The sequence below is a fragment of the Rhodococcus sp. NPDC079359 genome (assembly GCF_040702585.1).
Lineage (GTDB): Bacteria > Actinomycetota > Actinomycetes > Mycobacteriales > Mycobacteriaceae > Rhodococcoides.
Genome location: NZ_JBFBLH010000001.1, coordinates 187,247 through 213,054, shown reverse-complemented (window position 1 = coordinate 213,054; position 25,808 = coordinate 187,247). Strand labels below are relative to the sequence as shown.

General features: G+C 65.8%; 24 protein-coding genes. 2 read left to right on the top strand and 22 right to left on the bottom strand.

Annotated elements, in window-relative coordinates; genetic code table 11:
• Positions 1-14: 14 nt before the first annotated feature.
• Positions 15-2,354: a Tex family protein gene (locus AB0362_RS01020; RefSeq protein WP_149405566.1), complete on the bottom strand. Its 2,340-nt coding sequence runs from the start codon at positions 2,352-2,354 to the stop codon at positions 15-17.
• 68 nt (positions 2,355-2,422) lie between these two features.
• On the opposite strand from AB0362_RS01020, the gene AB0362_RS01015 reads away from it, so the two are divergent.
• Complete coding sequence (locus AB0362_RS01015; protein WP_300523306.1) at positions 2,423-3,376, top strand: serine hydrolase; 954 nt, start codon at positions 2,423-2,425, stop codon at positions 3,374-3,376.
• Between the two features lie 5 nt (positions 3,377-3,381).
• Here the strand turns inward: AB0362_RS01015 and trmD are convergent, their stop codons facing one another.
• From trmD to ftsY, 12 genes are all read right to left on the bottom strand, one after another.
• A complete protein-coding gene (gene trmD, locus AB0362_RS01010) occupies positions 3,382-4,062 on the bottom strand; it encodes a tRNA (guanosine(37)-N1)-methyltransferase TrmD (protein WP_149405564.1) in 681 nt (226 codons plus the stop codon).
• Between the two features lie 3 nt (positions 4,063-4,065).
• Entirely contained in the window at positions 4,066-4,608 is a 543-nt protein-coding gene (gene rimM / locus AB0362_RS01005; protein WP_317784157.1) for a ribosome maturation factor RimM, read from the bottom strand.
• A gap of 14 nt (positions 4,609-4,622) precedes the next feature.
• A complete protein-coding gene (locus AB0362_RS01000; protein WP_027496687.1) occupies positions 4,623-4,865 on the bottom strand; it encodes an RNA-binding protein in 243 nt (80 codons plus the stop codon).
• Positions 4,862-5,338 (bottom strand): 30S ribosomal protein S16, encoded by a 477-nt coding sequence (rpsP, locus tag AB0362_RS00995; RefSeq protein ID WP_037189654.1) that lies wholly within the window; start codon positions 5,336-5,338, stop codon positions 4,862-4,864. The genes AB0362_RS01000 and rpsP overlap by 4 nt, the downstream gene beginning before the upstream one ends.
• Positions 5,339-5,526: 188 nt before the next feature.
• Entirely contained in the window at positions 5,527-6,357 is an 831-nt protein-coding gene (locus AB0362_RS00990) for a type II CAAX endopeptidase family protein (protein ID WP_317809373.1), read from the bottom strand.
• Positions 6,354-7,460 carry an amidohydrolase family protein gene (locus tag AB0362_RS00985; RefSeq protein ID WP_317809468.1) on the bottom strand — a complete coding sequence of 369 codons (1,107 nt, stop codon included), beginning with the start codon at positions 7,458-7,460 and terminating at the stop codon, positions 6,354-6,356. The genes AB0362_RS00990 and AB0362_RS00985 overlap by 4 nt, the downstream gene beginning before the upstream one ends.
• Before the next feature lie 17 nt (positions 7,461-7,477).
• Positions 7,478-9,037 carry a signal recognition particle protein gene (ffh, locus tag AB0362_RS00980; protein ID WP_317809371.1) on the bottom strand — a complete coding sequence of 520 codons (1,560 nt, stop codon included), beginning with the start codon at positions 9,035-9,037 and terminating at the stop codon, positions 7,478-7,480.
• Between the two features lie 127 nt (positions 9,038-9,164).
• Positions 9,165-10,085 carry a M23 family metallopeptidase gene (locus AB0362_RS00975; RefSeq protein ID WP_317809370.1) on the bottom strand — a complete coding sequence of 307 codons (921 nt, stop codon included), beginning with the start codon at positions 10,083-10,085 and terminating at the stop codon, positions 9,165-9,167.
• Between the two features lie 272 nt (positions 10,086-10,357).
• Positions 10,358-12,889, bottom strand: coding sequence for a [protein-PII] uridylyltransferase (locus tag AB0362_RS00970; RefSeq protein ID WP_317809369.1), 2,532 nt, complete (start codon positions 12,887-12,889; stop codon positions 10,358-10,360).
• Positions 12,879-13,217 (bottom strand): P-II family nitrogen regulator, encoded by a 339-nt coding sequence (locus AB0362_RS00965; protein WP_019664269.1) that lies wholly within the window; start codon positions 13,215-13,217, stop codon positions 12,879-12,881. Before AB0362_RS00965 ends, AB0362_RS00970 begins: the two co-directional genes overlap by 11 nt.
• Before the next feature lie 72 nt (positions 13,218-13,289).
• Positions 13,290-14,579 carry an ammonium transporter gene (locus tag AB0362_RS00960; protein ID WP_188078600.1) on the bottom strand — a complete coding sequence of 430 codons (1,290 nt, stop codon included), beginning with the start codon at positions 14,577-14,579 and terminating at the stop codon, positions 13,290-13,292.
• 202 nt (positions 14,580-14,781) lie between these two features.
• Positions 14,782-16,200, bottom strand: coding sequence for a signal recognition particle-docking protein FtsY (ftsY, locus tag AB0362_RS00955; protein ID WP_317809368.1), 1,419 nt, complete (start codon positions 16,198-16,200; stop codon positions 14,782-14,784).
• A gap of 95 nt (positions 16,201-16,295) precedes the next feature.
• Here ftsY and AB0362_RS00950 point away from each other — a divergent pair, with 95 nt between their 5' ends.
• Positions 16,296-16,928: a pyridoxamine 5'-phosphate oxidase family protein gene (locus AB0362_RS00950; protein ID WP_317784154.1), complete on the top strand. Its 633-nt coding sequence runs from the start codon at positions 16,296-16,298 to the stop codon at positions 16,926-16,928.
• Positions 16,929-16,944: 16 nt separating this feature from the next.
• On the opposite strand, the gene smc is transcribed toward AB0362_RS00950, so the two are convergent.
• From smc to AB0362_RS00905, 9 genes are all read right to left on the bottom strand, one after another.
• Entirely contained in the window at positions 16,945-20,607 is a 3,663-nt protein-coding gene (gene smc / locus AB0362_RS00945) for a chromosome segregation protein SMC (protein WP_317809366.1), read from the bottom strand.
• Positions 20,608-20,667: 60 nt separating this feature from the next.
• Entirely contained in the window at positions 20,668-20,943 is a 276-nt protein-coding gene (locus AB0362_RS00940) for an acylphosphatase (protein WP_149405555.1), read from the bottom strand.
• On the bottom strand, positions 20,940-21,839 hold the full coding sequence (locus AB0362_RS00935) for an SMP-30/gluconolactonase/LRE family protein (RefSeq protein WP_317809364.1): 900 nt from the start codon (positions 21,837-21,839) through the stop codon (positions 20,940-20,942). The genes AB0362_RS00940 and AB0362_RS00935 overlap by 4 nt, the downstream gene beginning before the upstream one ends.
• Positions 21,839-22,267: an OsmC family protein gene (locus AB0362_RS00930; RefSeq protein WP_094642218.1), complete on the bottom strand. Its 429-nt coding sequence runs from the start codon at positions 22,265-22,267 to the stop codon at positions 21,839-21,841. The genes AB0362_RS00935 and AB0362_RS00930 overlap by 1 nt, the downstream gene beginning before the upstream one ends.
• 124 nt (positions 22,268-22,391) lie before the next feature.
• Positions 22,392-23,258 (bottom strand): bifunctional DNA-formamidopyrimidine glycosylase/DNA-(apurinic or apyrimidinic site) lyase, encoded by an 867-nt coding sequence (mutM, locus tag AB0362_RS00925; protein WP_317809363.1) that lies wholly within the window; start codon positions 23,256-23,258, stop codon positions 22,392-22,394.
• Positions 23,258-24,055 carry a ribonuclease III gene (gene rnc / locus AB0362_RS00920; protein ID WP_269593610.1) on the bottom strand — a complete coding sequence of 266 codons (798 nt, stop codon included), beginning with the start codon at positions 24,053-24,055 and terminating at the stop codon, positions 23,258-23,260. Before rnc ends, mutM begins: the two co-directional genes overlap by 1 nt.
• An 11-nt stretch (positions 24,056-24,066) precedes the next feature.
• Positions 24,067-24,249 (bottom strand): 50S ribosomal protein L32, encoded by a 183-nt coding sequence (gene rpmF / locus AB0362_RS00915; RefSeq protein ID WP_032397784.1) that lies wholly within the window; start codon positions 24,247-24,249, stop codon positions 24,067-24,069.
• Complete coding sequence (locus AB0362_RS00910) at positions 24,250-24,858, bottom strand: DUF177 domain-containing protein (protein WP_176460482.1); 609 nt, start codon at positions 24,856-24,858, stop codon at positions 24,250-24,252.
• 91 nt (positions 24,859-24,949) lie between these two features.
• A complete protein-coding gene (locus AB0362_RS00905; RefSeq protein ID WP_094642222.1) occupies positions 24,950-25,741 on the bottom strand; it encodes a DivIVA domain-containing protein in 792 nt (263 codons plus the stop codon).
• Positions 25,742-25,808: the final 67 nt, after the last annotated feature.

The window sequence follows — 25,808 nt, the reverse complement described above, 5'->3', positions numbered from 1 at the left end:
CGAGGATCCGCCCGCTATTTTCCGAATCCCGCCTTCCGTAGCGCATCGGCCATGGAGCCGGCCGCCGGTGCTGCCGACTGGCCGCCGCCGCGCTGTGGGCGCGCGTCTCGACTGCGGTTGCTCTGGCCGCTGCCCGCAGCTCGGCCCTGGCCTCGGGGCCGGTCAGGCTGCTGTCCGCGAGAGGCGTCCTTGCCGCCACCGGCACCGGGCTCGTCGTCCAACCGCAGACTCAGGCCGATGCGCTGCCGCGGGAGGTCGACCTCCATGACCTTGACGCGCACCACGTCACCGGACTTGACGACCTCGCGGGGGTCCTTGACGAAGTTGTGCGACATCGCCGAGACGTGCACCAGCCCGTCCTGGTGCACACCGACGTCGACGAACGCGCCGAACGCTGCCACGTTGGTCACGACACCTTCGAGCGTCATACCCGGCTTCAGATCGGCGACCTTCTCGATACCGGCGGCGAAGGTGGCGGTCTTGAACTCGGGGCGAGGGTCGCGTCCCGGCTTCTCGAGTTCGGAAATGATGTCGGTGACGGTGGGCAGACCGAATCGCTCGTCCACGAATTCGGCAGGGTCGAGACCTCTCAGCAGAGCCGTGTTACCGACTACCTCGCGCACACCCAGGCCTGCCTTGCCGACGATGCGCCGCACGACGGGATATGCCTCCGGGTGAACACTCGACCGGTCCAGGGGATCCGCTCCCCCGGAGATACGAAGGAATCCGGCGCACTGCTCGAAAGCCTTGGGGCCCAAACGCGGTACATCTTTGAGCGTGCTGCGGCTGGAGAACGGACCGTTCTGGTCGCGGTGCGCCACGATGCTCTCGGCGAGAGAGCCGGCGATACCGGAGACCCGCGAGAGCAACGGAACCGAAGCGGTGTTGACGTCGACGCCGACGGCGTTCACCGCGTCCTCGACTACGGCCCCGAGGGAACGGGCCAGCAGGGTTTCGGAGATGTCGTGCTGGTACTGCCCGACGCCGATGGACTTGGGATCGATCTTGACCAACTCGGCCAGCGGATCCTGCAACCTGCGGGCGATCGAGACGGCACCGCGGATCGATACGTCGAGTTCGGGCAGCTCGCTCGAGGCGTACGCGGAAGCGGAGTACACCGACGCTCCGGCCTCGGACACCACCACCTTGGTCAGGTTGGCGGCGGGGAACTTGGCGATCAATTCTGCTGCCAGCGAGTCGGTTTCACGCGATGCGGTGCCGTTGCCGATGGCGATCAGTTCGACCTTGTGTTTGGCGGCCAGGCCGGCGAGGGTGGCCACCGCCTGATCCCACTTGCCCTGCGGCTTGTGCGGGTAGATGGTGTCGTGGTCGACGACCTTGCCGGTGGCGTCGACGATGGCGACCTTGGTGCCGGTACGGAAGCCCGGGTCCAGGCCCATGGTGGTGCGGTTGCCGGCCGGTGCGGCGAGCAGCAGATCCTTGAGGTTGCTCGCGAAGACGTCGACGGCGTCCTTCTCGGCCGACTGACGCAGTCGCATACGAGTGTCGAGGGAGACGGTCACCAGCATCTTGGTGCGCCACGCCCATCGGACGGTATCGAGCAGCCACTTGTCGGCAGGCCGTCCTCGATTCTCGATCCCGAACTTGGTCGCGATCCGACCTTCGTAGACGCTCGGCACCCCGGGGGTCGGTTCGTCGCGCTCGGGCTCGAAACCGAGGGAAAGTATTTCTTCCTTCTCGCCTCTGAGCGTGGCGAGGATTCGGTGCGAGGGCAGGCTCGTGAACGGTTCCGAGAACTCGAAGTAATCGGAGAACTTGGCACCCTCCTCCTCCTTGCCCTTGCGAACCGACGCGACGAGCTTGCCGGATGTCCACATCAGTTCGCGCAGCTCGCCCACCAGGTCCGCGTCCTCGGCGAAGCGCTCGACGAGAATCGCCCGTGCGCCGTCGAGTTGCTCCTGATCGAACTGGGCCGGGTCGGTGGTGGGGTCGGAGAACAGAGCGTCGGCGACGGGCTCGTGCCCGGCCTCACGTGCGATCTGCGCCTTGGTTCGACGCTTTGGCTTGAACGGCAGATAGATGTCCTCGACGCGCGCCTTGGTATCGGCCAGCATCAGCGACTGCTCCAGCGCGTCGTCGAGCTTGCCCTGCGAGCGGATGGACTCGATCACGGCGTCTCTGCGCTCGTCGAGCTCGCGCAGATACCGAAGTCGCTCATCGAGCTGACGCAGTTGCGTGTCGTCGAGGGTGCCGGTGACTTCCTTGCGGTAGCGCGCGATGAACGGGACCGTCGACCCGCCGTCGAGCAGTTCCACGGCGGCACGAACCTGTTCTTCACGAACGTCGAGTTCTTCGGCTATGCGCTTGTTCACAGATTTCAGAGCAGTGGTCACGGCGATGGACCCTACCGCTACTGTGGGACAAGTCGGTCAGCGGTTCAACGTGTGGGAGAGATACGCGGATGGTCAGGGGGTCTCGGTTCCTGGCTGCAGCCTGCGCCTCCCTGATACTGGCCGGATGCTCGGCTCCTCCCGACGACCAGGTCGGTGACTCCGCCTCGAAGGACACCGCCGAGACGTCGGCGTCGCCCTTTCCCGATATGAAAAAGGTCGACGGCGTAGCCCTCGAAGCTCGTATCCCGATGGCGATCGCGTCGGCCCAGGCCCGCGGTGCCGATGTCGATTTCGCACTGTTGGATCGTCAGACGGGCTCCTACTACAGCAGCAATGCCGATATCCAGGTCGAAACCGCGTCGGTATCCAAGCTCTTCATCGCCGACGAGGTGTTGTTCCGAGCGCAATCGGAGAACCGTCCGGTCTCTGCCGACGACCTGACCACCATGACCAGCATGCTCGAGTTGTCCGACGACAACGCCGCGTACACGCTCTGGTATCGCTACGGCTCGTCGGAGATCGTGCGCACGGTTGCGGCTCGCTACGGCTTGACGAGCACCACTCCGCCCGGGGACGACGAGTGGTACAACACCGAGACCACGCCCAGCGACCTGGTCGGTTACTACGCGGGGTTGCTCAACGGCAGCGGCGGTCTGACCACGGCATCCACGGACATCGTGATCGGAATGCTGCGCCGTTCGGCACCGATCGCCGCGGACGGCTACAAGCAGCATTTCGGGATCGTCGACGGTTTGCCCGGCGAGAGTGTGCACGCTGTGAAACAGGGCTGGATGTGCTGCGTGTCCGATCGGTGGGTACACCTGTCGACGGGCACCATCGGTGTCGACAACCGCTACGTTCTGGCTCTGTCGTCACGCGAGGACATCTTCTACGCCGACGACATGGAAAGTTACCCGGACACCGCGGTGGTCGACGTCAGTGACGACGCCAGCGCGCTGCATGCCAGGGACACTCTCACCGGATTCGTCTCGATGCTCTTCCCCGACGGCACCGTCAGCTGAATTCGTCAGTCCTGCAACAGGTCCGGACGACGCTCGGCGGTCCTGTCCAGTGACTGCTGTCGGCGCCACGCAGCGATCTTGGCGTGATCACCCGAGAGCAGTACCTGCGGAACGTCGAGATCACGCCACTGTGCGGGACGCGTGTAACTCGGCCCCTCGAGCAGACCGTCGGAGAACGAATCCTCCTGGTGCGACTGCTGATTGCCGAGAACCCCCGGCATCAGTCGCACCACGGCCTCGGCCATGACGAGAACAGCCGCTTCGCCGCCGATGAGCACGTAGTCGCCGATGCTGACTTCCTCGACACGGACCCGACGTGCGGCGTCGTCGAACACTCGTTGATCGATGCCTTCGTATCGGCCGCAGGCGAATACGAGATGCTGCTCGGCGGACCATCGCTCGGCTGTCCGCTGGGTGAACGGCACACCGGCAGGCGTCGGGACGACGAGGAGAGAATCGTCGGTCAGCACGTCGTCGAGTGCGTCTCCCCAGACGGTCGGCTTCATGACCATTCCCGGTCCGCCGCCGTAGGGCGAATCGTCGACGGCCTTGTGCACGTCATGAGTCCACGACCGCAGATCGTGGACCTCGACCGAGACGAGGCCGCGGTCGATTGCTTTGCCCAGCAACGCGGTTCGGAGCGGCGTGAGGTACTCGGGAAAGATGGTCACGACATCGAGGCGCACGATCTACTCCGGATCCAGCAGACCCTCGGGCGGATCGATCTCGATCGTCTTGTCTGCCAACGACACCGTAGTCACGATGGCCGCTACGAACGGCACGAGGATTTCGGCACGTGCTGCTTCGCCGGAACTCGGATCCGGCGTGATGGAGAGCAGCTCCCCCGCTGCGGAGTGGAGAACTTCGCGGACCGTTCCCACGACGGTGCTGTCGGTGAGGATCACCGTGAGGCCTTCGAGTTCGTGGTCGTAGAACTCGTCCGGGTCGTCGGACGGCGGAAGATCGGTGGATTCGACGACGAACAGAATGCCCCTGAGTTGGTCGGCGGCCGTCTTGTCGTCGATACCGTTCAGACGCAGCAGAAGCCGCCCGGAGTGTTCCCGGACGGCGTCCACTGTGTACGAGGCTGGCTCGGCGTTCGATCGAGGCTTGCGGCCCGAGAGAACGGTTCCTTCGGCGAAGCGGTCGTCGGGGTTGTCGGTGCGAACCTCGACGACGACTTCGCCTTTGATGCCGTGCGACTTCGCGACACGGCCGATGACCAGCTCCATGATGGGTACGTGACCTACTGGTCCGTGTCGACCACGTCGACGCGGATGCCGCGACCACCGATTCCCGAGACGAGAGTGCGCAGTGCTGTAGCGGTACGACCGCCACGGCCGATGACCTTGCCCAGATCGTCGGGGTGCACGTGGACCTCCACGGTGCGGCCACGACGGCCGGTGATCATCTCGACGCGAACGTCATCGGGATTGGCGACGATGCCGCGAACGAGGTGTTCGACGGCATCGGCGACAACGGCACTCACTTCTCAGCAGCCTCGGCGGCCGGCGCGTCTGCCGTCTCGGTTGCTGCAGCGTCGGTGGTCTCCGCAGCGGCGTCGTCGGCCTTGGGAGCCTTCTTCTTCTTGGCGGTGGTGGCCTCGCCCTGGGGCTCGGAGTCGGCCTGCGCCAGTGCGGCGTTGAACAGGTCGAGCTTGGACGGCTTGGGCTCGGCGAGGCGGAGGGTTCCCTCGGCACCGGGGAGGCCCTTGAACTTCTGCCAGTCGCCGGTGATCTTGAGCAGAGCCTCGACAGGCTCGGTCGGCTGTGCGCCCACGCTCAGCCAGTACTGCGCCCGCTCGGAGTTGATCTCGATGATGCTGGGGTCCTGCTTGGGCTCGTACGTGCCGATGGTCTCGATCGCACGGCCGTTACGACGGGTGCGGGCATCGGAGATGACGACGCGGTAGTGCGGGGTGCGGATCTTGCCGATACGCATGAGCTTGATCTTGACAGCCATGTTCTGGTGGAGCCTTTCGAAAGTTGGTCACGGCGCAATTCAGCGGTCCGCACGGCATGCGAACCCGGTTTTGCGTTGAAGGGTGTTGTGACCGCCGCTCGGTACGTAACCGGATGACGGGCGAACAGCTGTTCATTGTGCCAGACGGGTCGCACTATCGGTGAATCGGGCCCGCAGAACCACTCCCGTCAGGCGAGCAGGACCACCAGGGCAGGAAGGGTGTTGTTCAACGAGTGTGCCGTGATCGACGCGACGATCGAACCGGAACGCATTCGAGCGATTCCGATTGCGAATCCTCCCCACAGCAGCACCACCAGGCGCCACCACTCTCGGTGCCACACCGCGAACAACACCGCGGTGATCGCCAGGACCACCCATCGGTTGCCCAACCAGGCCATCGGCATCGGGCGGGTGCGTTTCTCGAGCGCTCCCCACAGCATGCCGCGGAACATCGTTTCCTCACAGATCGGTGCACCGAGCCAAATCCACAGGGCCAGAACGATTTTCAAGCCGACTGCCGTATCCGTGACAGTGCCGAGGGGCGTCGGGTCGCCGACTTCGATACGGGACAACAGAATCAGAGCCAGCACTATGCCGCCGACCACGGCGACGCCACCCCACGCCAACCCGGATCGGAGGTGCCCGAGAAATTCGGGGATGGATCTGGGGAGGCCGAAGTCGACGACGGGGCCGTTGCCCCGCGACTTCGAGATGGCCACCGCCACTCCCGTGGCGAGCAGGCTCGGGATCATGATGCCCACCACGAAGACGGCCGAGGCGTCCGACGTCACGACGAGGCCGAGCACCAGGAATCCGGCCAGATTGAGCCCCAGCACCAGCGCCGCGGCCGGCAGTCCCCACCGTTGGCCGCGTCTGCGTTCGAGCGCGGCCTGCTCGGCGCGCCAGTAGGTTTCGGACAGTCCCGATCCTTGCTGATGAACGTGATTCATCGGAGCCAGACCGGCCCAGCTGGTGCGGTCGGGATCGGCTCGTCCTGCGCCGTCACCCGGGTCGGTCACCCCGGGACCGTCGATGCACTCGTCGTGCGGCCGCGCCGGTCGGTCACTCGTCCGCGAAGGATCACCAGATCCGGGTTGGACAGCACATCCGGTCCTCCGCGCGGATCTTCGGAGTAGACGACGAGATCGGCGGGCGCGCCATGTTCGAGGCCCCGTCGACCCAGCCACGACCGGGCGTCCCAGCAGGCGGCACCGAGTGCGTCGGTCGGTGAGAGTCCGACGGCCGCGAGTGCGGCGACCTCGTCGGCGATACGACCGTGCGCGATCGAACCGCCTGCGTCGGTGCCTGCGTAGATCGGAATGCCTGCGTCGTGAGCTCGTCCGACGGTATCGGCGACGCGTTCGTGCAGCGCCCGCATGTGCCGGGCGTAGACGGGATACCGGGTAGCGGAGTCGGCGATGCCGGGGAACGTCTCGATGTTGATCAGCGTCGGTACCAGTGCGGTGCCGTGATCGACCATCATCTCGACGGTCTCGTCGGTCAGGCCGGTGCCGTGTTCTATGCAATCGATTCCCGCCGCGATCAATCCGGGCAGGGCATCTTCACCGAAGACGTGTGCGGTCACCCGCGCGCCCTCGGCGTGGGCAGCGGCGATGGCGTCGACGAGGATCGAGTCGTTCCACAGCGGTCGGAGATCTCCCACCGAACGATCGATCCAGTCGCCGACGAGCTTGACCCAGCCATCGCCGAATCGTGCCTGTTGGGCCACCGCCTCGGGCAGCTGCGATTCGTCCTCGATGTCGATTGCCAGACCCGGGATGTAGCGCTTGGGTGATGCGATGTGACGGCCCGCTCGGATGATGCGGGGAAGGTCCTCGTGTTCGTCCAGCTCGCGCGTGTCGACCGGAGACCCGGCGTCGCGCAACAGCAGAGCGCCGACGCCTCGCTCGGTCTCGGCCTGGCGGATCGACCCGATCAGGTCGGTGTGTCCCCCGCCGTACTCGATTCCCACATGGCAGTGGGCGTCCACCAGACCGGGCAGAATCCAGCCGCCGTCGTGAACGAGATCGGCATCCGCGATCGGCTCCGTGGACAGGACGCCACCCTCGATCCACAGATCGATCTCGGACCCGTCCGGCAGTCCGCGGCCCCGCACCCGCATCGCCGACACGTGCGCGCTTACTTCTTGGGTAGTTTCAGCTGCGACAGATCGATGCCTTCGAGCCCCGGTGGCAACTGGTCGAGGCCCTTGGGCATGGACGACAGGTCGGGCATTCCGGCAGGCATTCCGCCCGGCATGCCCGGGAATCCACCGCGGATCTTCGGCTGCGTCGGGCCGCGTGCACCCTTCTTGCCCTTCTTGCCCTTCTTGTTGTTCCGCACCTGCTTGCGCGCGCCCGGCATTCCCATCCGACCGGCCATCGCAGACATCATCTTGCGCGCCTCGAAGAATCGGTCGACCAGCTGATTGACGTCGGAGACCTTCACGCCCGAGCCGTTCGCGATACGGAGTCGACGCGACGCGTTGATGATCTTCGGGTCGTTCCGCTCCTGTGGCGTCATGCCGCGGATGATCGCTTGCACGCGGTCGAGTTGTTTCTCGTCGACGTTGGCGAGCTCTTTCATCTGCCCGGCACCGGGCAGCATGCCCAGCAGGTTTCCGATGGGTCCCATCTTGCGGACGGCCATCATCTGCTCGAGGAAGTCGTCGAGCGTGAGTTGCCCCGAGCCGATCTTGTTGGCCGTCGCCTCGGCCTGCTCGGCATCGAAGTGCTGCTCGGCCTGCTCGATGAGGCTCAGCACGTCGCCCATGCCGAGGATGCGGCTGGCCATGCGATCGGGGTGGAAGACGTCGAAGTCCTCGAGCTTCTCACCGGTCGACGCGAACATGATCGGCTGGCCGGTGACCTCGCGGACACTCAGCGCGGCACCGCCGCGAGCATCGCCGTCGAGCTTGGTGAGAACGACACCGGTGAACCCGACGCCGTCACGGAACGCCTCGGCGGTACTGACGGCATCCTGGCCGACCATCGCGTCGAGAACGAACAGAGTCTCGTGCGGCTGGACCGCGTCACGAATTCCCGCGGCCTGACTCATCAGCTCGGTGTCGATGCCGAGGCGACCAGCGGTGTCGACGATGACCACGTCGTACTGCTTGCTTCGAGCCTCGGCGATGCCGGCCCGGGCGACCTCGACGGGATCCGCGGCCGAGACTCCGAGTGCATTGTCGCCGCCACCGATGGACGTGCCCGGATGCGGCGCGAAGACGGCGGCACCGGCGCGCTCGCCCACGATCTGCAGCTGGCTCACGGCACCGGGACGCTGGAGGTCGCACGCGACGAGCAGTGGCGTGTGGCCCTGGCCCTTGAGCCATTTCGCGAGCTTGCCCGCCAGCGTCGTCTTACCCGAACCCTGCAGACCGGCGAGCATGATCACCGTTGGCGGGTTCTTGGCGAACACGAGCCTGCGAGTCTCGCCGCCGAGGATGCCGACCAGTTCCTCGTTGACGACCTTGACTACCTGCTGGGCGGGGTTGAGCGCGCCCGAGACCTCGGCACCCTTGGCCCGGGCCTTGATGCGGCTGATGAACTCACGTACGACGGGCAGTGCCACGTCCGCTTCGAGCAGGGCAAGACGGATCTCACGGGCGGTGGCGTCGATATCCGCGTCGGACAGTCGACCTTTGCCACGCAGGTCCTTGAGAGTCCCGGTCAACCTGTCGGAAAGGGATTCGAACACCGATTGCACTCCTGAGCTAGCCGATCACCGAAAACGAGCCGAATCCGGCACGGTCACCACACTAGCGGCAGCACGCCGCGTCGTCTCTTGGGCGTTCGACTGTCGTGTCGAACGTGGCGATGTCGAGTCAGGCCAGGCGCGCGGAATCGTTCCACGTCACTGCAACTCCCCGCGTCGCGAGCCACTGCGCGGGGTCGACCTTGACGCCGGAGGGATCGTGGACCTCGAAGTGCAGATGCGGGCCCGTCGACTGGCCGCGGTTGCCCACGGTTGCGATCTGCTCACCGGCCGCCACGCGCTGGCCGGGCTGAACCGAGAAGTCGTTGACGTGTCCGTAGACCGTCTCGGTGCCGTCGTCGTGCCGCACCTTGACCCAGAGACCGAAGCCGGATGCAGGTCCTGCGTCGGACACGGTGCCGTCAGCGGCGGCGTAGATGGGCGTTCCGATGGGTGCCGCGATGTCGAGGCCACTGTGCTGGGTTCCCCACCGCGAGCCGAAGTTGGACGTCAACACTCCTGCCACGGGCTGCACTGTGCCCTTCTTCAGCGAGCGCAGGCTGTCGAGAGGAGACTCCGTACCCAACTGCCCCAGGCCGACGTCGTCGAGCCATTGCTGGGCGGCGGCACCGGGATCGGCGACTCCGAACGAAGCCAGGGGGTCCGCGGTCGGAGCCGGTTCCGCAGCAGGCGCGGGTGCGGCAGGCGCGGCCTCGGGCGGTGCCGGCTGCGACGGTGCGGGCGGTGGCGCGAACTGTGGGGGAAGGAACTGCGGGAGTTCGAACTGGGGCAGCTCGAATCCCGCGGGCAGCAGACCCTCCGGTACGGCGAACGGCAGTCCTGCTGCGGGTGGCTCGGGGATCGGCGCGGCACCTGCGGTACCGGCACCCATCGTCGTGGCGCCGACGACGATCGCGCCCGTCGCGGCGACGATGGTTGCCGCCCGTCGCCCGAGGTCGGGTGTGTCCTGTACGGCGCGGTGTCTGCCGCTCGTCGGACGTGCCGCGATGTCGGTCGGTGTGTGGACGGTCGACCGTCGGTGGGATCCCACAGTTGGTGCCTCTCGAAAGATCAGGAGTGGAGCCTGCAGGAACGACGCGGTTCGAGCAGTGTGGAGCCTGCAGGAACGACGTGGTTCGAGCAGTGTGGAGCCTGCAGGAACGACGTGGTTCGAGCAGTGTGGAGGTCGCTCGAACGGTCGAGAGTGTCGTTTCTGCGTCTGGGACGAATGTAACAAATCGGCATCGGCGGCAGGCCCGGTGGCCGGAAGTTCGTGAATAGTCACCAGCGCGAGTCGGTCTGCTCTCGCATTCCGACCCGCGGTCAGGTGCCTTCGGGCTTTTCCGGGGGCTTGGGTGGTTCCGGGGCAGGTACCACCGCGAGGATCGCGCGCTCGAGGTCCTCGCGAACCGCCCTGCTGTCGGCTCCCGCAAGGTCGATGCAGAAGGAGTCGACCACCGAGCTACCCAGGGTCGAGACGCGGGCCCACCGGATGTCCGATCCTTGCTGTTCGATCGCACTGGCCAGTCGGCAGAGCAGACCGAGCCGGTCCTCTGCTCGTAGCTCGAGCACCACCTGACCCGGTTCGTTGTCGTCGAACCACAGCACCCGAGGCGGGGCTTGGGCGTAGAGAACCGGGACTGCAGAATCCTCGGAATCGTCGTCGACGGTTTCGGCTCTGGCGTCGCGTTCCTTGGCGTCGAGCACGGCGACGAGGTCGAGTTCGCCGGCCTGGGCTCGGATGATTTCCTGCCGCAGCAGACCGGCCTGTGGCGGGGATCCGAAGAGCGGCGCGACGTCGAACGAGTTGATCGCCGATCCCTCGTGACTTCCGAGGGAGGCCGAAAGAACGCGAAGCGAATGCAGTGCGAGAACTCCCGCGGCGTCGGAGAGCAGCCCGGGCGTGTCGGGGGCGATGACGGTGACGACGAAGGTGTGCAGCCCGTCGGTCGGCGCGATGTCGACATGGACGCCTCCCCGCGCTGCGAGTTCGACGTGCGCAGGGTCGAGTGGATCCGGAGAGGGCAGACTCTCCCCCGCCATCACCAATCGGCAACGGCGCACGAGCTCGCGGATGAGCGAGGCCTTCCAATCGCCCCACACCCCCGGTCCGGTGGCGAGCGAATCCGCCTCGGCCAGTGCGTGGAGCAGCTCGAGCAGGATGGTGTCGGCACCGAGTGCGTCGACGACGGCTTGCACGGTTGCGGGGTCGTCGAGGTCGCGTCTGGTGGCGGTCTCCGGCAGCAGCAGGTGGTATCTCACCATCGACGTCAGCAGTGCCACGTCGGACGGCCACAGTCCGAGCCTGTTGCCTATCTGGATGGCCAGATCGGCTCCGACGACGCTGTGGTCGCCGCCGCGTCCCTTGCCGATGTCGTGGATCAGCGCGCCGAGCACCAACAGGTCCGGACGCGCAACTCGGGTGGTCAATGCGCTTGCGTAGGCGGCAGTTTCGACCAGGTGCCGGTCGACTGTCCACGTGTGCACGGCATCTCGCGGTGGCAGATCGCGTACCGCGCCCCACTCCGGAATGAGTCTGCCCCACAGTCCGGTTCGATCGAGAGCTTCGATGGCCGCGATGGCTTTGCGACCCGATCCGAGCAACACGAGCAGATCGTTGAGGGCTTCCTTCGGCCAGGGTTCGCGGAGCTCGGGAGCACTGTCGGACAGTCGGTTCAGGGTCGAGGCCGACATCGGCATTCCGGTCTGCGCCGAGGCGGCGGCGACGCGCATGATCAGGCCGGGGTCCTTGTTGGGTCGAGCGTCGCGGGCGAGAACGACTTCGCCGGCATGTTCGACGACCCCCTCGTCGAGCGGCCGCCGGACCGGAACTCGACGGAGGCGTGAAAGACCCTTTCGAGGAAGCGAATTGCCGGCAGTGCGCAGTCCGACGTCGACCGAGTAGCTGATGGTGCGGGCCGAATCGCTCAGTACGCGAGCGAGATCGAAGCGGTCACCGATCCGCAGTGCGGCACCGATCTCGTCGGCATCCTGGGCGCGCAGTTGATCCCGTGCCCGACCGGCGACGCGGTGCAGTTCGGTGCGCACGTCCAACAGGCGTCCGTGTGCGAAAGCCAAACCGCCACCGGGCGATTCGGGTCCGAGACCGGGCATGCCGTCGGTCAATTGTGCGATGGAGAGGGCGTCGAGCAACTGAACATCACGCAGCCCTCCGCGGCCGCTCTTGAGATCGGGTTCGGCGCGGTGTGCAATCTCACCGCTGCGCGACCACCGCCCGCGGGTCTGCTCGATCAGCTCGTCGAAGCGCCCTCGAATACCGTTGCGCCACTGGCGACGTACGCCGCCGATGAGGAGGTTGCTCAATTCGACGTCGCCGGCGATGTGCCGCGCCTCGAGCATTCCGAGAGATGCCGTCATGTCGGCTGCGGCGACCTGCAGCGCCTGTGGCACCGTTCGCACGCTGTGGTCGAGCTTGATGTGTGCGTCCCACAACGGGTACCAGAGCTTGTCGGCGACATCGGAGACGATGCGTGGTTCGAGATCGTCGTGCAGCAGTATCAGGTCCAGATCCGAATACGGCAGCAGTTCGCGTCGAGCAAGACCGCCCACGGCGACGATCGCGAAACCGGAGTCCGGTTTGATCCCGAGCTCTGCACCTTTGGTGGTCAGCCAGAACTCGTGGAGATCGACCAGAGCCTGCCGAAGCGAGGGTGCATCGAGTCGACGATTGCGTGTTCCGCCGTCGAGCAATTGTTTTCTGGCCCGAGCGAGATCTGCTGCAGCATCGCTCGTGCCCTTCGATGCGGAGCCCATGGAGACCGAAGGCCCCGATCCTGACGCTTTCGCGCCAGAACCGGGGCCCACGGCCCGAGACCCTTTGGGGTCAGAGTGCATCAGCGCCACGTTCTCCGGTGCGGACTCGGATGACCGAGTCGACCGGGGAAACCCAGACCTTGCCGTCACCGATCTTGCCGGTGCGTGCAGCCTCGACGATGACCTCGACGACCTTCTCCACAGCGGCGTCGTCGACGACTACCTCGACACGGACCTTCGGGACGAAGTCGACGGAGTACTCCGCACCTCGGTACACCTCGGTGTGGCCCTTCTGGCGGCCGTATCCCTGAACTTCACTGACTGTCATTCCGAGTACGCCGGCCTGCTCCAGCCCCGTCTTGACGTCCTCCAGGGTGAACGGTTTGACGATTGCCGTGATCAGCTTCATTTTTGCTTCCCTTCACAAGACCTCGAGTGCCCGTTGTCGTACGGTGCAGCGTTCACGTCTATCTCTACCTTGTCAGGCGAAATCATATGCAGTCTCAGCGTGCTCGGCTTCGTCGATGCCGTTCGCCTCCTCTTCGTCGGAGACGCGCCAGCCGAGGGGCTTGAGCGCGAACGCGATGACGGCGGTGACGATGGCGGTGAAGACCAGCGCGAACAGTGCGATGACGATCTGCACGACGAGCTGCTTGTAGTCGCCGCCGTAGAACAGGCCGGTCTCGGATGCGAGGAAGCCGATTCCGATCGTTCCCCAGAGTCCTGCGACGAGGTGAACGCCCACGACGTCGAGCGAGTCGTCGTAGCCGAATTTGAACTTCAGTCCGACAGCGAGTGCGGAGAGCACACCGGCGATGACACCGAGGATCATGGCACCGACCGGCGTCAGTGCGCCTGCGGCCGGGGTGATGGCGACCAGACCGGCGACGATGCCCGAGGCAGCGCCGAGGCTGGTGGCATGGCCGTCGCGGATACGCTCGGTGATGAGCCAGCCCACGATCGCCGCTGCCGTGGCGGCGGTGGTGTTGACCCAGGCCACGCCGGCGATGCCGTCGGCGGCGAAGGCGGATCCTGCGTTGAATCCGAACCAGCCGAACCACAGCAGTGCTGCGCCGAGCATGACGAACGGAAGGTTGTGCGGGCGGTAGGCGACCTTGCCGAAGCCTGCGCGTTTGCCGATGATGATCGCCAGAATCAGGCCGGCGATACCGGCGTTGATGTGCACGACCGTGCCACCGGCGAAGTCGATCGGAGCGACGTTGGCGACGAGCCCGCCCTCACCGTCGTCGGTGGTTCCGAAGATCATCGCCGCCAGACCGTTCTCGGATCCGGAGAGCAGTCCGCCGCCCCAGACCATGTGGGCCAGCGGGAAGTACGCGAGGGTGACCCAGATGCCGGCGAAGGCGAGCCAGGTGCCGTACTTGACGCGACCGGCGATCGAGCCGCTGATCAGTGCGACCGTGATGATGGCGAAGGTGACCTGGAATGCCACGTCGATGACGTTGGCGTAGCCCCATGCGCCGGCGATGTAGTTACCGTCGGCATCGGTGATCGAATCCTTGAGTCCGAAGAACTCGAACGGGTTGGCGAAGACACCGCCGATGTCCTGGGTTCCGTAGGACATCGACCATCCCCACAGGAAGTAGATGATCGAGACGACGGCCATTGCTCCGAACGACATCATCATCATGTTCAACACGGACTTCGACTGCGACATACCGCCGTAGAAGAACGCCAAGCCCGGCGTCATCAGCAGTACCAGCGATGCTGCCATCAGCATCCACGCGGCGTTGCCGGAGTTGGCCAACATATCCTCGGGACTCACGTACACCCTCCATTCTCCTGCACACCGGTTGGCGCGCCGTTACGCAAGAAGAGTGGTTTCACGAAGTTTCATCCGTGACACTCGGGTGTTTCGGGCATGTGAACGCATGACCGAATTCTGTTGCAAAAAGGTTTCGTGCTGGCGTTTGTGCTTTTGCCCCGGTTCGGGAACTACCCCCGAGTCGAGATCAGCCCAGCAACGCGTCGACGAAGGCACCCGGCTCGAACGGTGCCAGATCGTCGGCACCCTCGCCGAGACCGACGAGCTTGACGGGCACTCCGAGTTCACGCTGCACTTGAAAAACGATGCCACCCTTCGCGGTTCCGTCGAGCTTGGTCAGCACGACTCCCGTGATGTTCACGATTTCGGCGAAGACACGGGCCTGCGTCAGTCCGTTCTGGCCCACGGTTGCGTCGAGAACGAGCAGAACGTCGTCCACGTGGGCCCGCTTCTCGACGACTCGCTTGACCTTGCTCAGTTCGTCCATCAGACCCGATTTGGTGTGCAATCGTCCCGCGGTGTCGATCAGAACCACATCGACGCCGTTCTCGATCCCCTTGCTCACCGCGTCGAACGCGACAGCGGCCGGATCCGCGGCCTCCTTGCCGCGAACCACCTCTGCACCCACTCGCTCGGCCCAGGTCTGCAGCTGATCGGCCGCAGCTGCGCGGAACGTGTCGGCGGCACCGAGCAACACCCGCCGCCCGTCCGCGACCAGCACGCGAGCCAGTTTGCCGGTGGTCGTGGTCTTGCCGGTTCCGTTGACCCCCACCACCAGCAACACCGCGGGCGCGCCGTCGTGCGGCAGCGCGCGAATCGAACGATCGAACTCGGGGTGCAGCTGCGCAACGAGGATCTCGCGCAGCAGAGCCCTGGCGTCGGCTTCGGTGCGAATACTGCGCGCCGCCATCTGCTCACGCAGCGTCCGCATGAGCTCCGCGGTGGTGGCAGAACCTATATCGGCGATCAGGAGGGTGTCCTCGACCTCTTCCCACGAGTCCTCGTCCAGATCGCCGCCGCCGAGAAGGCCGAGCAGGCTCTTGCCCACAGCCGACTGAGATCGTGCCAGCCGGCCACGGAGACGGTCGAGTCGTCCCTCGGTCGGTTCGATGGTGTCCAAGCGGCGAGGCGCGGGAGCAACGGTGTCGGCCACCGAGGGCTCGGGCGCTACGGGATCTTCGACGGTGGCATCGGTTGCCGGGGCCTCCGGCTCGGACACCTCCGGTTCGATCCAGACGGTCTCCGATTCGACCGGTTCAGGCGTCGGTACCACCGGCGGCCGCTCGACCGGCGTGGACTCGACGGGGATGTTCTCGACCGGCTTCGGCTCGGCAGGCTTCGGCACGACCGGCTTCGGCTCGGGCTCGGGGGCCTTCGGGGCAACAGGCTCGGCTGTCGCCGTTCCCTGACTGAACGAGAAGCCGCTGCCCGCGGTGTACCCACCGGATTTGTCCTTGGTGGCCGCGCCCTCGATTCGCGCTGCCTCGTCCGACTTGAGGGACACTCTCCGGCGACGGGAGAGAACCAGCCCGACGACGAGGACGACGAGCAGGACGGCAGCGATCGCCGCGACGATGATCCACGCTTGGTTACTCACGTGGAACATCCTCTCAGGCGATCGCGTTCGTTCGTCACCGGTGGTGCACCGACCGTGAAAATGCGCTTCCCGCCCGCAAGTCCGTGTCGATAGCATTCACGGTCATGGAGTGGACCACGGTGCGCGACGCCGCCGAACTGACCGAGATGTTCGGAGAGCCGAGCTTCCGAGCCGCCAACAAGGACCGGCGCACGCTGCACCCTCTGGACGTGCAGTGGCTCGCTGCCTCACCGTTCTGCCTCATCGGGACCTCGGACGCGAGCGGGCGATGCGACGTTTCGCCCAAGGGTGATCCGCCCGGCAGCCTGGTGCACGTCCTCGACGACGCCACGATCGCTCTCGCCGAACGGCCGGGCAACCGCCGGATGGACGGCTATCGCAACATCGTCGAGAACCCGTTCGTCGGGCTGAACTTCTTCGTCCCCGGTCGCGGTGACACCCTCCGCGTCAACGGTCGCGCTTCCCTGGTCACCGACGCCCCGTTCTTCGACGAACTGCAGGTCAAGGGCCACCGCCCGATCATGTGTCTGGTCGTCGACATCGAGCAGGTGTTCCATCACTGCGCGAAGGCGTTCATGCGGTCAAAGCTGTGGCAGCCCGAGACCTGGGATGCCGACGCCATCCCCGACGTCGCGACGCTGACGAAAGCGTTGATTCCTCAGGCTCCCGAAACGGTGGAGGAACTGCGGGAGTACTACGGTCCGTCCTACGCCGAACAGCTCTACCCGAAGCAGTAGCCACGGAGGACGCTGCTCAGGAGACGGTGTCGGATTCAGCGACCGCATCCGGCTCGGTGGGGTCCGGCTGTACTGCGTCCACTGCGACGCGTTCTCGGTTCAACCGCTGCGAGATGACCGTGGTGATTCCGTCGCCGCGCATGCTGACGCCGTACAGCGCGTCGGCCACTTCCATCGTCGGTTTCTGGTGCGTGATGACGATCAACTGCGACTTCTCGCGGAGCTGCTCGAACAGTCCGATCAGTCGACGCAGGTTGGTGTCGTCCAGTGCTGCCTCGACCTCGTCCATGACGTAGAACGGTGACGGTCGGGCGCGGAAGATGGCCACCAGCATGGCCACCGCGGTCAGTGATTTCTCGCCACCGGAGAGCAGCGAGAGCCGCTTGACCTTCTTGCCGGGTGGGCGGGCCTCGACCTCGATTCCGGTGGTGAGCATGTCCGACGGGTCGGTCAGGATCAGTCGTCCTTCGCCGCCGGGGAAAAGCTTGGCGAACACCCCGGTGAATTCTCGTTCGACGTCGAGCCAGGCCTCCGTGAAGACCTGCAGAATCCGTTCGTCGACGTCGGCGACCACGCCGAGCAGGTCCTTGCGCGCGGACTTGACGTCTTCGAGCTGGGTGGACAGGAAGTTGTAGCGTTCCTCGAGGGCGGCGAACTCCTCGAGAGCGAGCGGGTTCACCTTGCCGAGTGTCGCGAGGTCACGCTCGGCGCGTTTGGCGCGCTGCTCCTGAGTGGCGCGGTCGAACGGCATCGGGGCAGGTGCCACCACCTGCTCGCCCCGCTCCTTGGCTGCCTCGTACTCGGCCATCTCGAGTTCGGTGGGTGGCAGGGCCACGTCGGGCCCGTACTCGGCCACCAGATCGTCGAGGCCGATGCCGTGTTGCTCGAGAATCGTCGTCTCGAGTTGTTCGATCCGCAGCGCGGCCTGGGCGCGGGCCACCTCGTCCCGGTGCACGGCGTCGGTGATCGACGCCAGCTGCCCCTGCAGGGCTCGAACCTGCTCCTTCACCTTGTCGAGTTCGATTGTGCGCGTTGCACGTTCGGCTGAGAGCTCGTCTCGCCTCCGTGCAGCGGCTGCCACGACCGTGGCCAACCGCGCGGCGACTTCCTCGCCGGATTCTCCGACCGCCGCCGCCACTGCGGCCGCATGCCGACGCGCCGCGCTCTCACGCTCGGCTCGCGCCCTGGCCTCACGCTCGGCTCGCGCCGCCCGTCGAAGCGAATCCGCCTTGCCGCGCACGGACTGTGCGCGCTCTTCGGCGGTCCGCACGTTCAACCGAGCTTCGACCTCGACGGCACGCACTTCGGTCAGTGCCGCTGCCGCCATCTCCCGTTCCATCGTGGTGGCTGCGTCACTGCTCTCGCCGTCTCCCGCGAAACCCGACTGTTCGTCCTCGGCCGTCCGCAGACTTTCCTCGAGCTCGGCCAGCCGCGCAATCGCTTCTTCTCGGCTGGCCTCGGCAGAGCTACGCTGCGTCGTCAATCGCGCCGACTCGGCATGCGCCGAACGCGCCAGTTGACCCAATCGGCCCAACTGCTCGTACACCGCTGCCATGGCAGCATCGGATTCGTTGAGCGCCGCGAGCGCTTGCTCGGCCGATTCGCGCCGGTCCCGTTGTTCGTCCAACGCTCCCGACAGCGCTGCGTCGAGTTCCTCCGCGCGGCGGACTGCCGCCGCCAACTCCACGGTGGACGTGTCGATGGCCGACTGCACCTCGAGGGTGCTCGGACGACGATCCGAGCCGCCGGTGACCCAGCCGGGTTCGACGACGTCGCCGTCCTTGGTGACCGCACGCAGATCACCGGAATCGGAGACGAGACTGTGTGCAGCGTCGAGCGATTCGACGGCGACCACACCGTCGAGCAGGGCCGCCATGGCTCCGGCCAACCGGTCCGGATACTCGATCAGGTCCAGCACCCATCGAGCGCCGTCCGGCAGTTCCGGACGTGAAAACGACTGCGCTGCAGCGACACTGCCGTGCACGATGGACGCGCGCCCGCCGTCGGCCGCACGCAGCGCCAGCACGGCATCCCGCGCGGCGTCGAACGATTCGGCGTGTGCGGCATCGGCGGCCGGACCCATGGCCACTGCCACCGCGACCTCGTATCCAGGCTCGACCGTGAGATGGCCGGCGAGCAGGCCGGACAGGCCGTCCTGCTGGTTCTCCACCAGCCACCCGGCACCGTCCTTGCGTTCGAGGCCCATCGTGAGCGCCTCGATCCTGGCCTCGAACGACGCGACCCTCTTGCCCGCGATGCGTTCTTCTGCCTGCAGCTCCGTCACTCGGGCGTCGGCATGTCGCAGCGCGGCAACGGCGCGTTCGTAATGGGTGTCGAGGCTCAGTTCACTCGCGTCGAGCGTGCCGATCTGATCCTGCACGCTCTCGAACTCACGCTGAGCCGATTCGCCGCGCTCTCGGGCCTCGTCGATGGCCACCGACAAGCGCGCCACCTCCGAGTCGATCGACTCGACCTTGGTTCGGAAGGTGTCGACTCGGCCGGACAGGCGAGCGAACCCTTCGCGCCGGTCGGCCACCGCGCGTACAGCGGCGAGGTGGGCGCGCTCGGCGGCCGCAGCGGCAGCTTCGCGCTCGGCCAGCTGCTCGCGTGCCGCCTCGAGGGTTTCACGTGCCATCTCGACTGCTTCGACGAGTTCCATCTCTTCTTCGGCGACCCGCTCGGCCTGCGCTTCGAGCTCGTCCGGGTCCTGCCCTCGACCGGTGGATCGAACGGCGTCGAGATGCCGAGCCCGTTCGTGTGCGATGCGCACCGTCGCGTTGACGCGCTCGGCCAGGGCCGACAGGCGGAACCACGTCTGCCCGGCCGCTTCGGCACTGGGGGTCAGCCGGGCGACGGCCTGCTCGTGTTCGCCGAGTGCCACCGAGCCGGCTTCGAGGGCGTCCTGCACCATCGCGTACTGCTCGCGTGCCGCTTCCTCGTCTTGGGTCTGGTTCGCGAATTCCTCGCGCCTGGCCACCAGATCGTCGGCCACCAGTCGCAATCGGGCATCGCGTAGGTCGGCCTGGACGGTCTGCGCGCGGCGCGCAACCTCGGCCTGCCTGCCGAGAGGCTTGAGTTGGCGGCGCAATTCGGTCGTCAGGTCGGTCAACCGCGCCAGGTTGGCCTGCATCGCGTCGAGCTTGCGGACGGCCTTTTCCTTGCGCTTGCGGTGCTTGAGTACCCCGGCTGCTTCTTCGATGAAGGCTCGCCGGTCCTCGGGCCGCGATTCCAGGATCGCTGCGAGCCGACCCTGCCCCACGATCACGTGCATCTCGCGGCCGATACCGGAGTCGCTGAGCAGTTCCTGGACGTCCATCAAACGGCACGAACTGCCGTTGATCTCGTACTCGCCCGCGCCGTCGCGGAACATACGCCGAGTGATGGAGACCTCGGAGTAATCGATCGGAAGTGCGCCATCGGAATTGTCGATCGTCAGAGTGACCTCTGCGCGGCCCAGCGGGGCCCGCCCCGAGGTGCCCGCGAAGATGACATCTTCCATCTTCCCGCCGCGCAACGCCTTGGCACCCTGTTCACCCATCACCCAGGTCAGGGCATCCACGACATTGGATTTACCCGAGCCGTTGGGGCCGACGACACAGGTGATTCCCGGCTCGAAACGCAGAGTCGTCGCCGAAGCAAAGGACTTGAAGCCCTTCAGCGTCAGACTCTTGAGATACATAGCGTCCGTACTTTACCGGTAGTACGCAGCGATGTGCGCCGAGCCGTCCGCAACGGGCGATCAGCGTTCGACGAAGCCCGTCAGATCTCCGCGGGCGGTGTCCCAACTCTCCACGACGAGCGTGACCGTGCCCGGCGTCCGATCGCCTCGGAGCAAGGCCAGCAGTGCCTCGAGACGCTCACGTGGGCCCTCCGCTATCACCAGGACCCGTCCGTCCGCGTGGTTGGTCGCGTGACCGACCAGTCCGAGTTCGAGGGCGCGCGAGCGCGTCCACCACCGGAACCCGACGCCCTGAACGAGCCCGTGCACCCACGCCGTCAGCCGTTCTTCGCTCACGAGCGAGCCAACTTTCGGACGGTTCCGTCGAAACTGGTGGCGTACAAAGCCGTCTCGTCGAATCCGACCCCGCCGAAGGCTACCGACGAGGTCAGCGGAACACCGGTGGCTATCACGCAGGACGCTCCGGATTCGGGATCGATACGAACTACCCTGCCGGCGAGATTCTGTGCGAGATAGACCGTTCCGTCGTCGCCGACGGTCAGGTCGTCCGACATCGTGAGCGGTCCGACGCCGTCGATGCGAATGCGCTCGGAGGGTCCGGACGGATTGTTCTCGTCGAGCACGGTGAGCGTCGTCTCGAGATCGAACGTGTTGGCCACGTACATCTTTCCGCCGCCGATGCCGACTCCGTTGGCCGTTCCCACGTCCGTACGTACCGTCGACACGGTGCGATCGGTCGCGATCCGGGTCAGTCCTGCAGCGGCACCCAGGTTCCGGGTGGTGAACAGATCGCCGGCCTCCGATCGCGTCAGCCCGTTGGGCATCGCCAGACCCGACGCGTACGTCGACCGAACCCCGGTACCGAGATCGATCGTGTCGACGGTGCCGGTTCGCATATCGAAAAGTCCTGCGGCAGCGCTGTTTCCGGTCGTGAAGTACAGCGTGTCACCGTCGGCGCTTAGTCCGCCCGGCGAATCGACGTCGGCAACGAGTGTGCCCCGGTCACCGTTCGGAGCCACGGTACGCAGAGCGCCGGGTCCGATGGGAGAGGTCTCGGAGACGATCATCGAACCGCGGCCGTCGAACTCCAGATTCTCTAGCATCCCGAATCCCGACGCCACCGTGCTCACCGACCACGGACTGCAGGTGCTCGACGCCTCCGAGGTGGGAGCCAGGGCGGTCGCCGCGCCGAGGAGCAGACCCGTGACGACCACGGCTGCTCTGGCTTTCATCAGGCGTCCACGTCGATGTCCAGGGTGACAGTCGTGCCGGCCTTCAGGGTCCGGCCTACCGTGCACACCTTGTCGATGGCGCGCTGGACGACCGTGAGCAGACGCTCCTGTGCCTCGGGGTCCATTTCGCTGAGGTCGACCCGAAGAATTTCGTTCAGTTCCGGGTACAGCTCGTTCTCCCGATCTGCGGCACCCGACACCTCGACGGTGGCGGAGTAGTCGTCTCCCAGTCGACGCGAGAGCGGTAGGTCCGAGCTCATCCCGGTGCACGCTGCGAGGGCGATCTTGAGCAGCTCGCCGGGGGTGAAGACGCCCTCGACCGACTCGGACCCGATGAGCACTTCGGCTCCTCGCGAGCTGCGGCCGGTGTAACGACGTGTGCCTGTGCGCTCGACCCAGAGGTTGGTCGGCGTGCTCTGTTCTGCCATGACCGAAATACTAGGCGGGCCGCTCAGGAGTGGAGCCTGCGGAATGACCTATTCGGACAGGAGTGGAGCCTGCGGAATGACCTATTCGGACAGGAGTGGAGCCCGCGGAATGACCTGCGTCCGGTCAGCCGCGCACGTGTCGGGGTCGCGGCTGGCACGTGGGGCAGCTGAACGACGAGCGGTTCATGAACTTCTCGCGTCTGATCGGGGCTCCGCATCGCGAGCAGGGCAGGCCCTCCTGCCCGTAGGCGTCGAGGGATCGATCGAAGTAGCCGGATTGACCGTTGACGTTCACGTACAGCGCGTCGAACGAGGTTCCGCCCTGTGCCAAGGCCTCGCCCATCACCGCGTGCACCGCTGTGAGAAGGCGCCGCAGCGCCGGCCGTGTCAGAGTCTCCGCGATTCGATTGCCGTGGATCTTCGCACGCCACAGCGCCTCGTCGGCATAGATGTTGCCAACGCCCGACAGCACGGTCTGATCGAGGAGTGCCCGCTTGATCTCGGTGTGCTTGCCGCGCAACACGTTCACCACCGATTCGGCGTCGAACAGTGGATCGATCGGGTCGCGGGCAATGTGTGCGACCGGTTCGGGTACCTCTGTGCCGTCCACGGTGACGATCGGGGCGAGTGCCCAGCCGCCGAACGTGCGCTGATCCACGAAGCGCAGATCGGTGCCGTCGTCGAGTCGAGCACGAATCCGCAGGTGCTTCTCGTCCGGGGCGGACGGCGGCTGCACCAGCATCTGGCCGCTCATACCCAGATGCACGACGGTCGCGAAATCGCCGGGTTCCATCACCAGCCAGAGGTATTTTCCGCGCCGTCGAGCGGAGGAGATGCGTTGACCGCGCAACTGGCCGATCAGATCGAGACCACCGAGATCGTGACGCCGCACGGCGCGGGGGTGCAATACCTCCACCGACCGCATCGTTCTGCCGACGACATGAGATTCCAGACCGAGTCTGACGACCTCGACCTCGGGTAGTTCCGGCATCAGGAAGGGTCTGGGGCCGACTCGGCCGGAATCGCAGTGTCGTTGTCCGACAACGCATTCCACGCCAGACTGGCAGCCTTCTGTTCGGCTTCCTTCTTCGATCGGCCGATACCGACGCCGCGGGGGAATCCACCGACCAGCACGGTCGCGGTGAATTCCTTGTCGTGATCGGGCCCTGTGGACGAGATTTCGTACGCGGGAACGCCGAGTGCACGTTCGGCGGTCAATTCCTGCAGGCTCGTCTTCCAGTCCAGTCCTGCACCGAGCTTGGGAGCCCGGTCGAGGAGGCCTGCGAACAACGTCAGAACGACGGTGCGCGCAACGTCGATGCCGTGCTGCAGGTGGATTGCACCGAGCAACGATTCCATGCCGTCGGCAAGGATGCTCGGCTTGTCGCGTCCACCGGTCTGCTCCTCACCTTTGCCCAACAGCAGGTGGCGACCCAGCCCGCCGTCGCCGAGTCCACGCGCGACCTCGGCCAGGGCATGCATGTTGACCACGCTCGCCCTGATCTTGGCCAGTTGACCTTCGGACTTCGCGGGGTGCACCGCGTAGAGATGCTCGGTCACAGCAAGACCGAGGACGGAGTCCCCCAGGAACTCGAGACGCTCGTTGGTGGGCAGACCACCGTGCTCGTACGCGAACGATCGGTGCGTCAGAGCCAAAGTCAACAACGGTTCCGACAGAGAGACACCGATAGCGGCGAGGAGCGACTCTCGGTCGTCCCCGCCGCTGGCGGCAGTGGAGCTATTCTTCTGTGAACCGCTGTTGTGCCGATCCACTACTTCGTGTGTCACGTAAGCGGAGATCAGACCGCTGCGACGACCTGGCGGCCCTTGTAGGTGCCGCACGAGGGGCACGCGATGTGGGGCAGAGTCTTCTCGCCACAACCGCGGTTGGGGCACGTCACGAGGGTGGGCGCAGTGGTTTTCCACTGTGCACGACGCGACCTCGTGTTGGAACGCGACATTTTGCGCTTCGGGACAGCCACTTACTTCTCCTCGGCTTCGTTGTTCACAAGTTCTGTGCTCGGTTCTGGATCCACGCCAAATTTGGCTGCAAGACCAGCCCAGCGAGGATCAATTGTATCGTGAGAGTGGCCGGATTCAGCAATCGCCAGGCGAACGCCGCATTCTGGGCACAATCCCTCGCACTCGTCACTGCAGACGGGGTGGAGTGGAAGCTCCAGACCGACCGCGTCGACGATGACGGGTTCGAGGTCTATCAGGTCGTCGGCGATGCGGTGAATCTCGTCCGCATCGGTGGTCTCCTCGGTGATGCTGTTCGGGTAAGCGAACAACTCGGTCAGGTAGACGTCGACGTTGCCACTGACCGGGTCGAGGCACCGTGTGCACTCTCCGGCCGTGGCTGCTCGTACGGAGCCGGTGACGAGAACGCCCTCCGAGACCGCCTGCAACTGCAGATCGAGCGAGACCGGTACACCGGCTTCGATGGCAATGGCATCGAGGCCGATTCGGGAAGGAGCCGGAACCGTCCGCTCGATGGCCTTCGTCGACCCGGGTCGACGACCGAGGTTGAGAATGTCCAGAACGAATCCGTCGTCCAATTCCGGACGGGTCGTTCTCTTGGGCGGGGGCACGGCTGATCTTCCTTACTGTCGGTATGCCTACTGTCGGTAAGCAACCTCACAACGATACGCATACACGCATACGAGGGCAAATTGCTGCCGTTCAGTGGCGGCTGCGACGCCCCTGCTCCGGGCTTCCGTACGCCGATTCGCCGTACGGCTCGCTGCCGTATTCCGGTACACCCGAGCCGGTTCGCAGTTGCTGACGCCCACGGCCGACCGAACGGATGGTGCCGCTGAGGAACTCCTCGAACTCTGCCAGTTTGGTGTCGACGTAGACGTCGCACTCGCTGCGCATCCGATCGGATTCGGCGTGCGCGCTGTCGATCACCCGAGCCGACTCGGCGTGGGCCGCCTGAACGACCTCGGTTTCCGACACGAGACGGTTCTGTTCGGCGGTGCCGTCTGCGACCGACCGCTCGTACGACGCCGTACCGGACTCGATCATCCGATCGGCTTCGGTGCGGGCGCGAACGGTCAGTGCCTCGTACTCACGCTGGCCTTCCAGCACCGTGCGCTCTGCTTCTGCCTCGGCATCGGCCACGAGCTGGTCGGCGTGCGCCGACGCCTCGGACACCATGCGATCCGCCTGAGCCTTGGCGTCGGCGAGAATGCGATCGGCCGAATCCCTGGCGTTCTCGACGGTGTCCTGGGCCTCGGCATTGGCGGTGCTCACCGTCTTCTCTGCAGTGGCCCTGGCATCGCCGACGAGCTTGTCGCGATGATCCAGTACGTCCTGGGCGTCGTCCAGCTCGCCGGGGATGGCGTCTCGGACGTCGTCGAGCAGTTCCAGGACGTCGCCGCGAGGGACGACACACCCGGCAGTCATCGGAACGCCGCGCGCCTCCTCGACAATGGCGACGAGCTCGTCGAGCGCCTCGAATACGCGGTACACCGGTTACCCCAATCGTCGAATCTGCCACTGCGCGGTCTTCACTCGCAGTGCTGCGCTACCCAGTCTG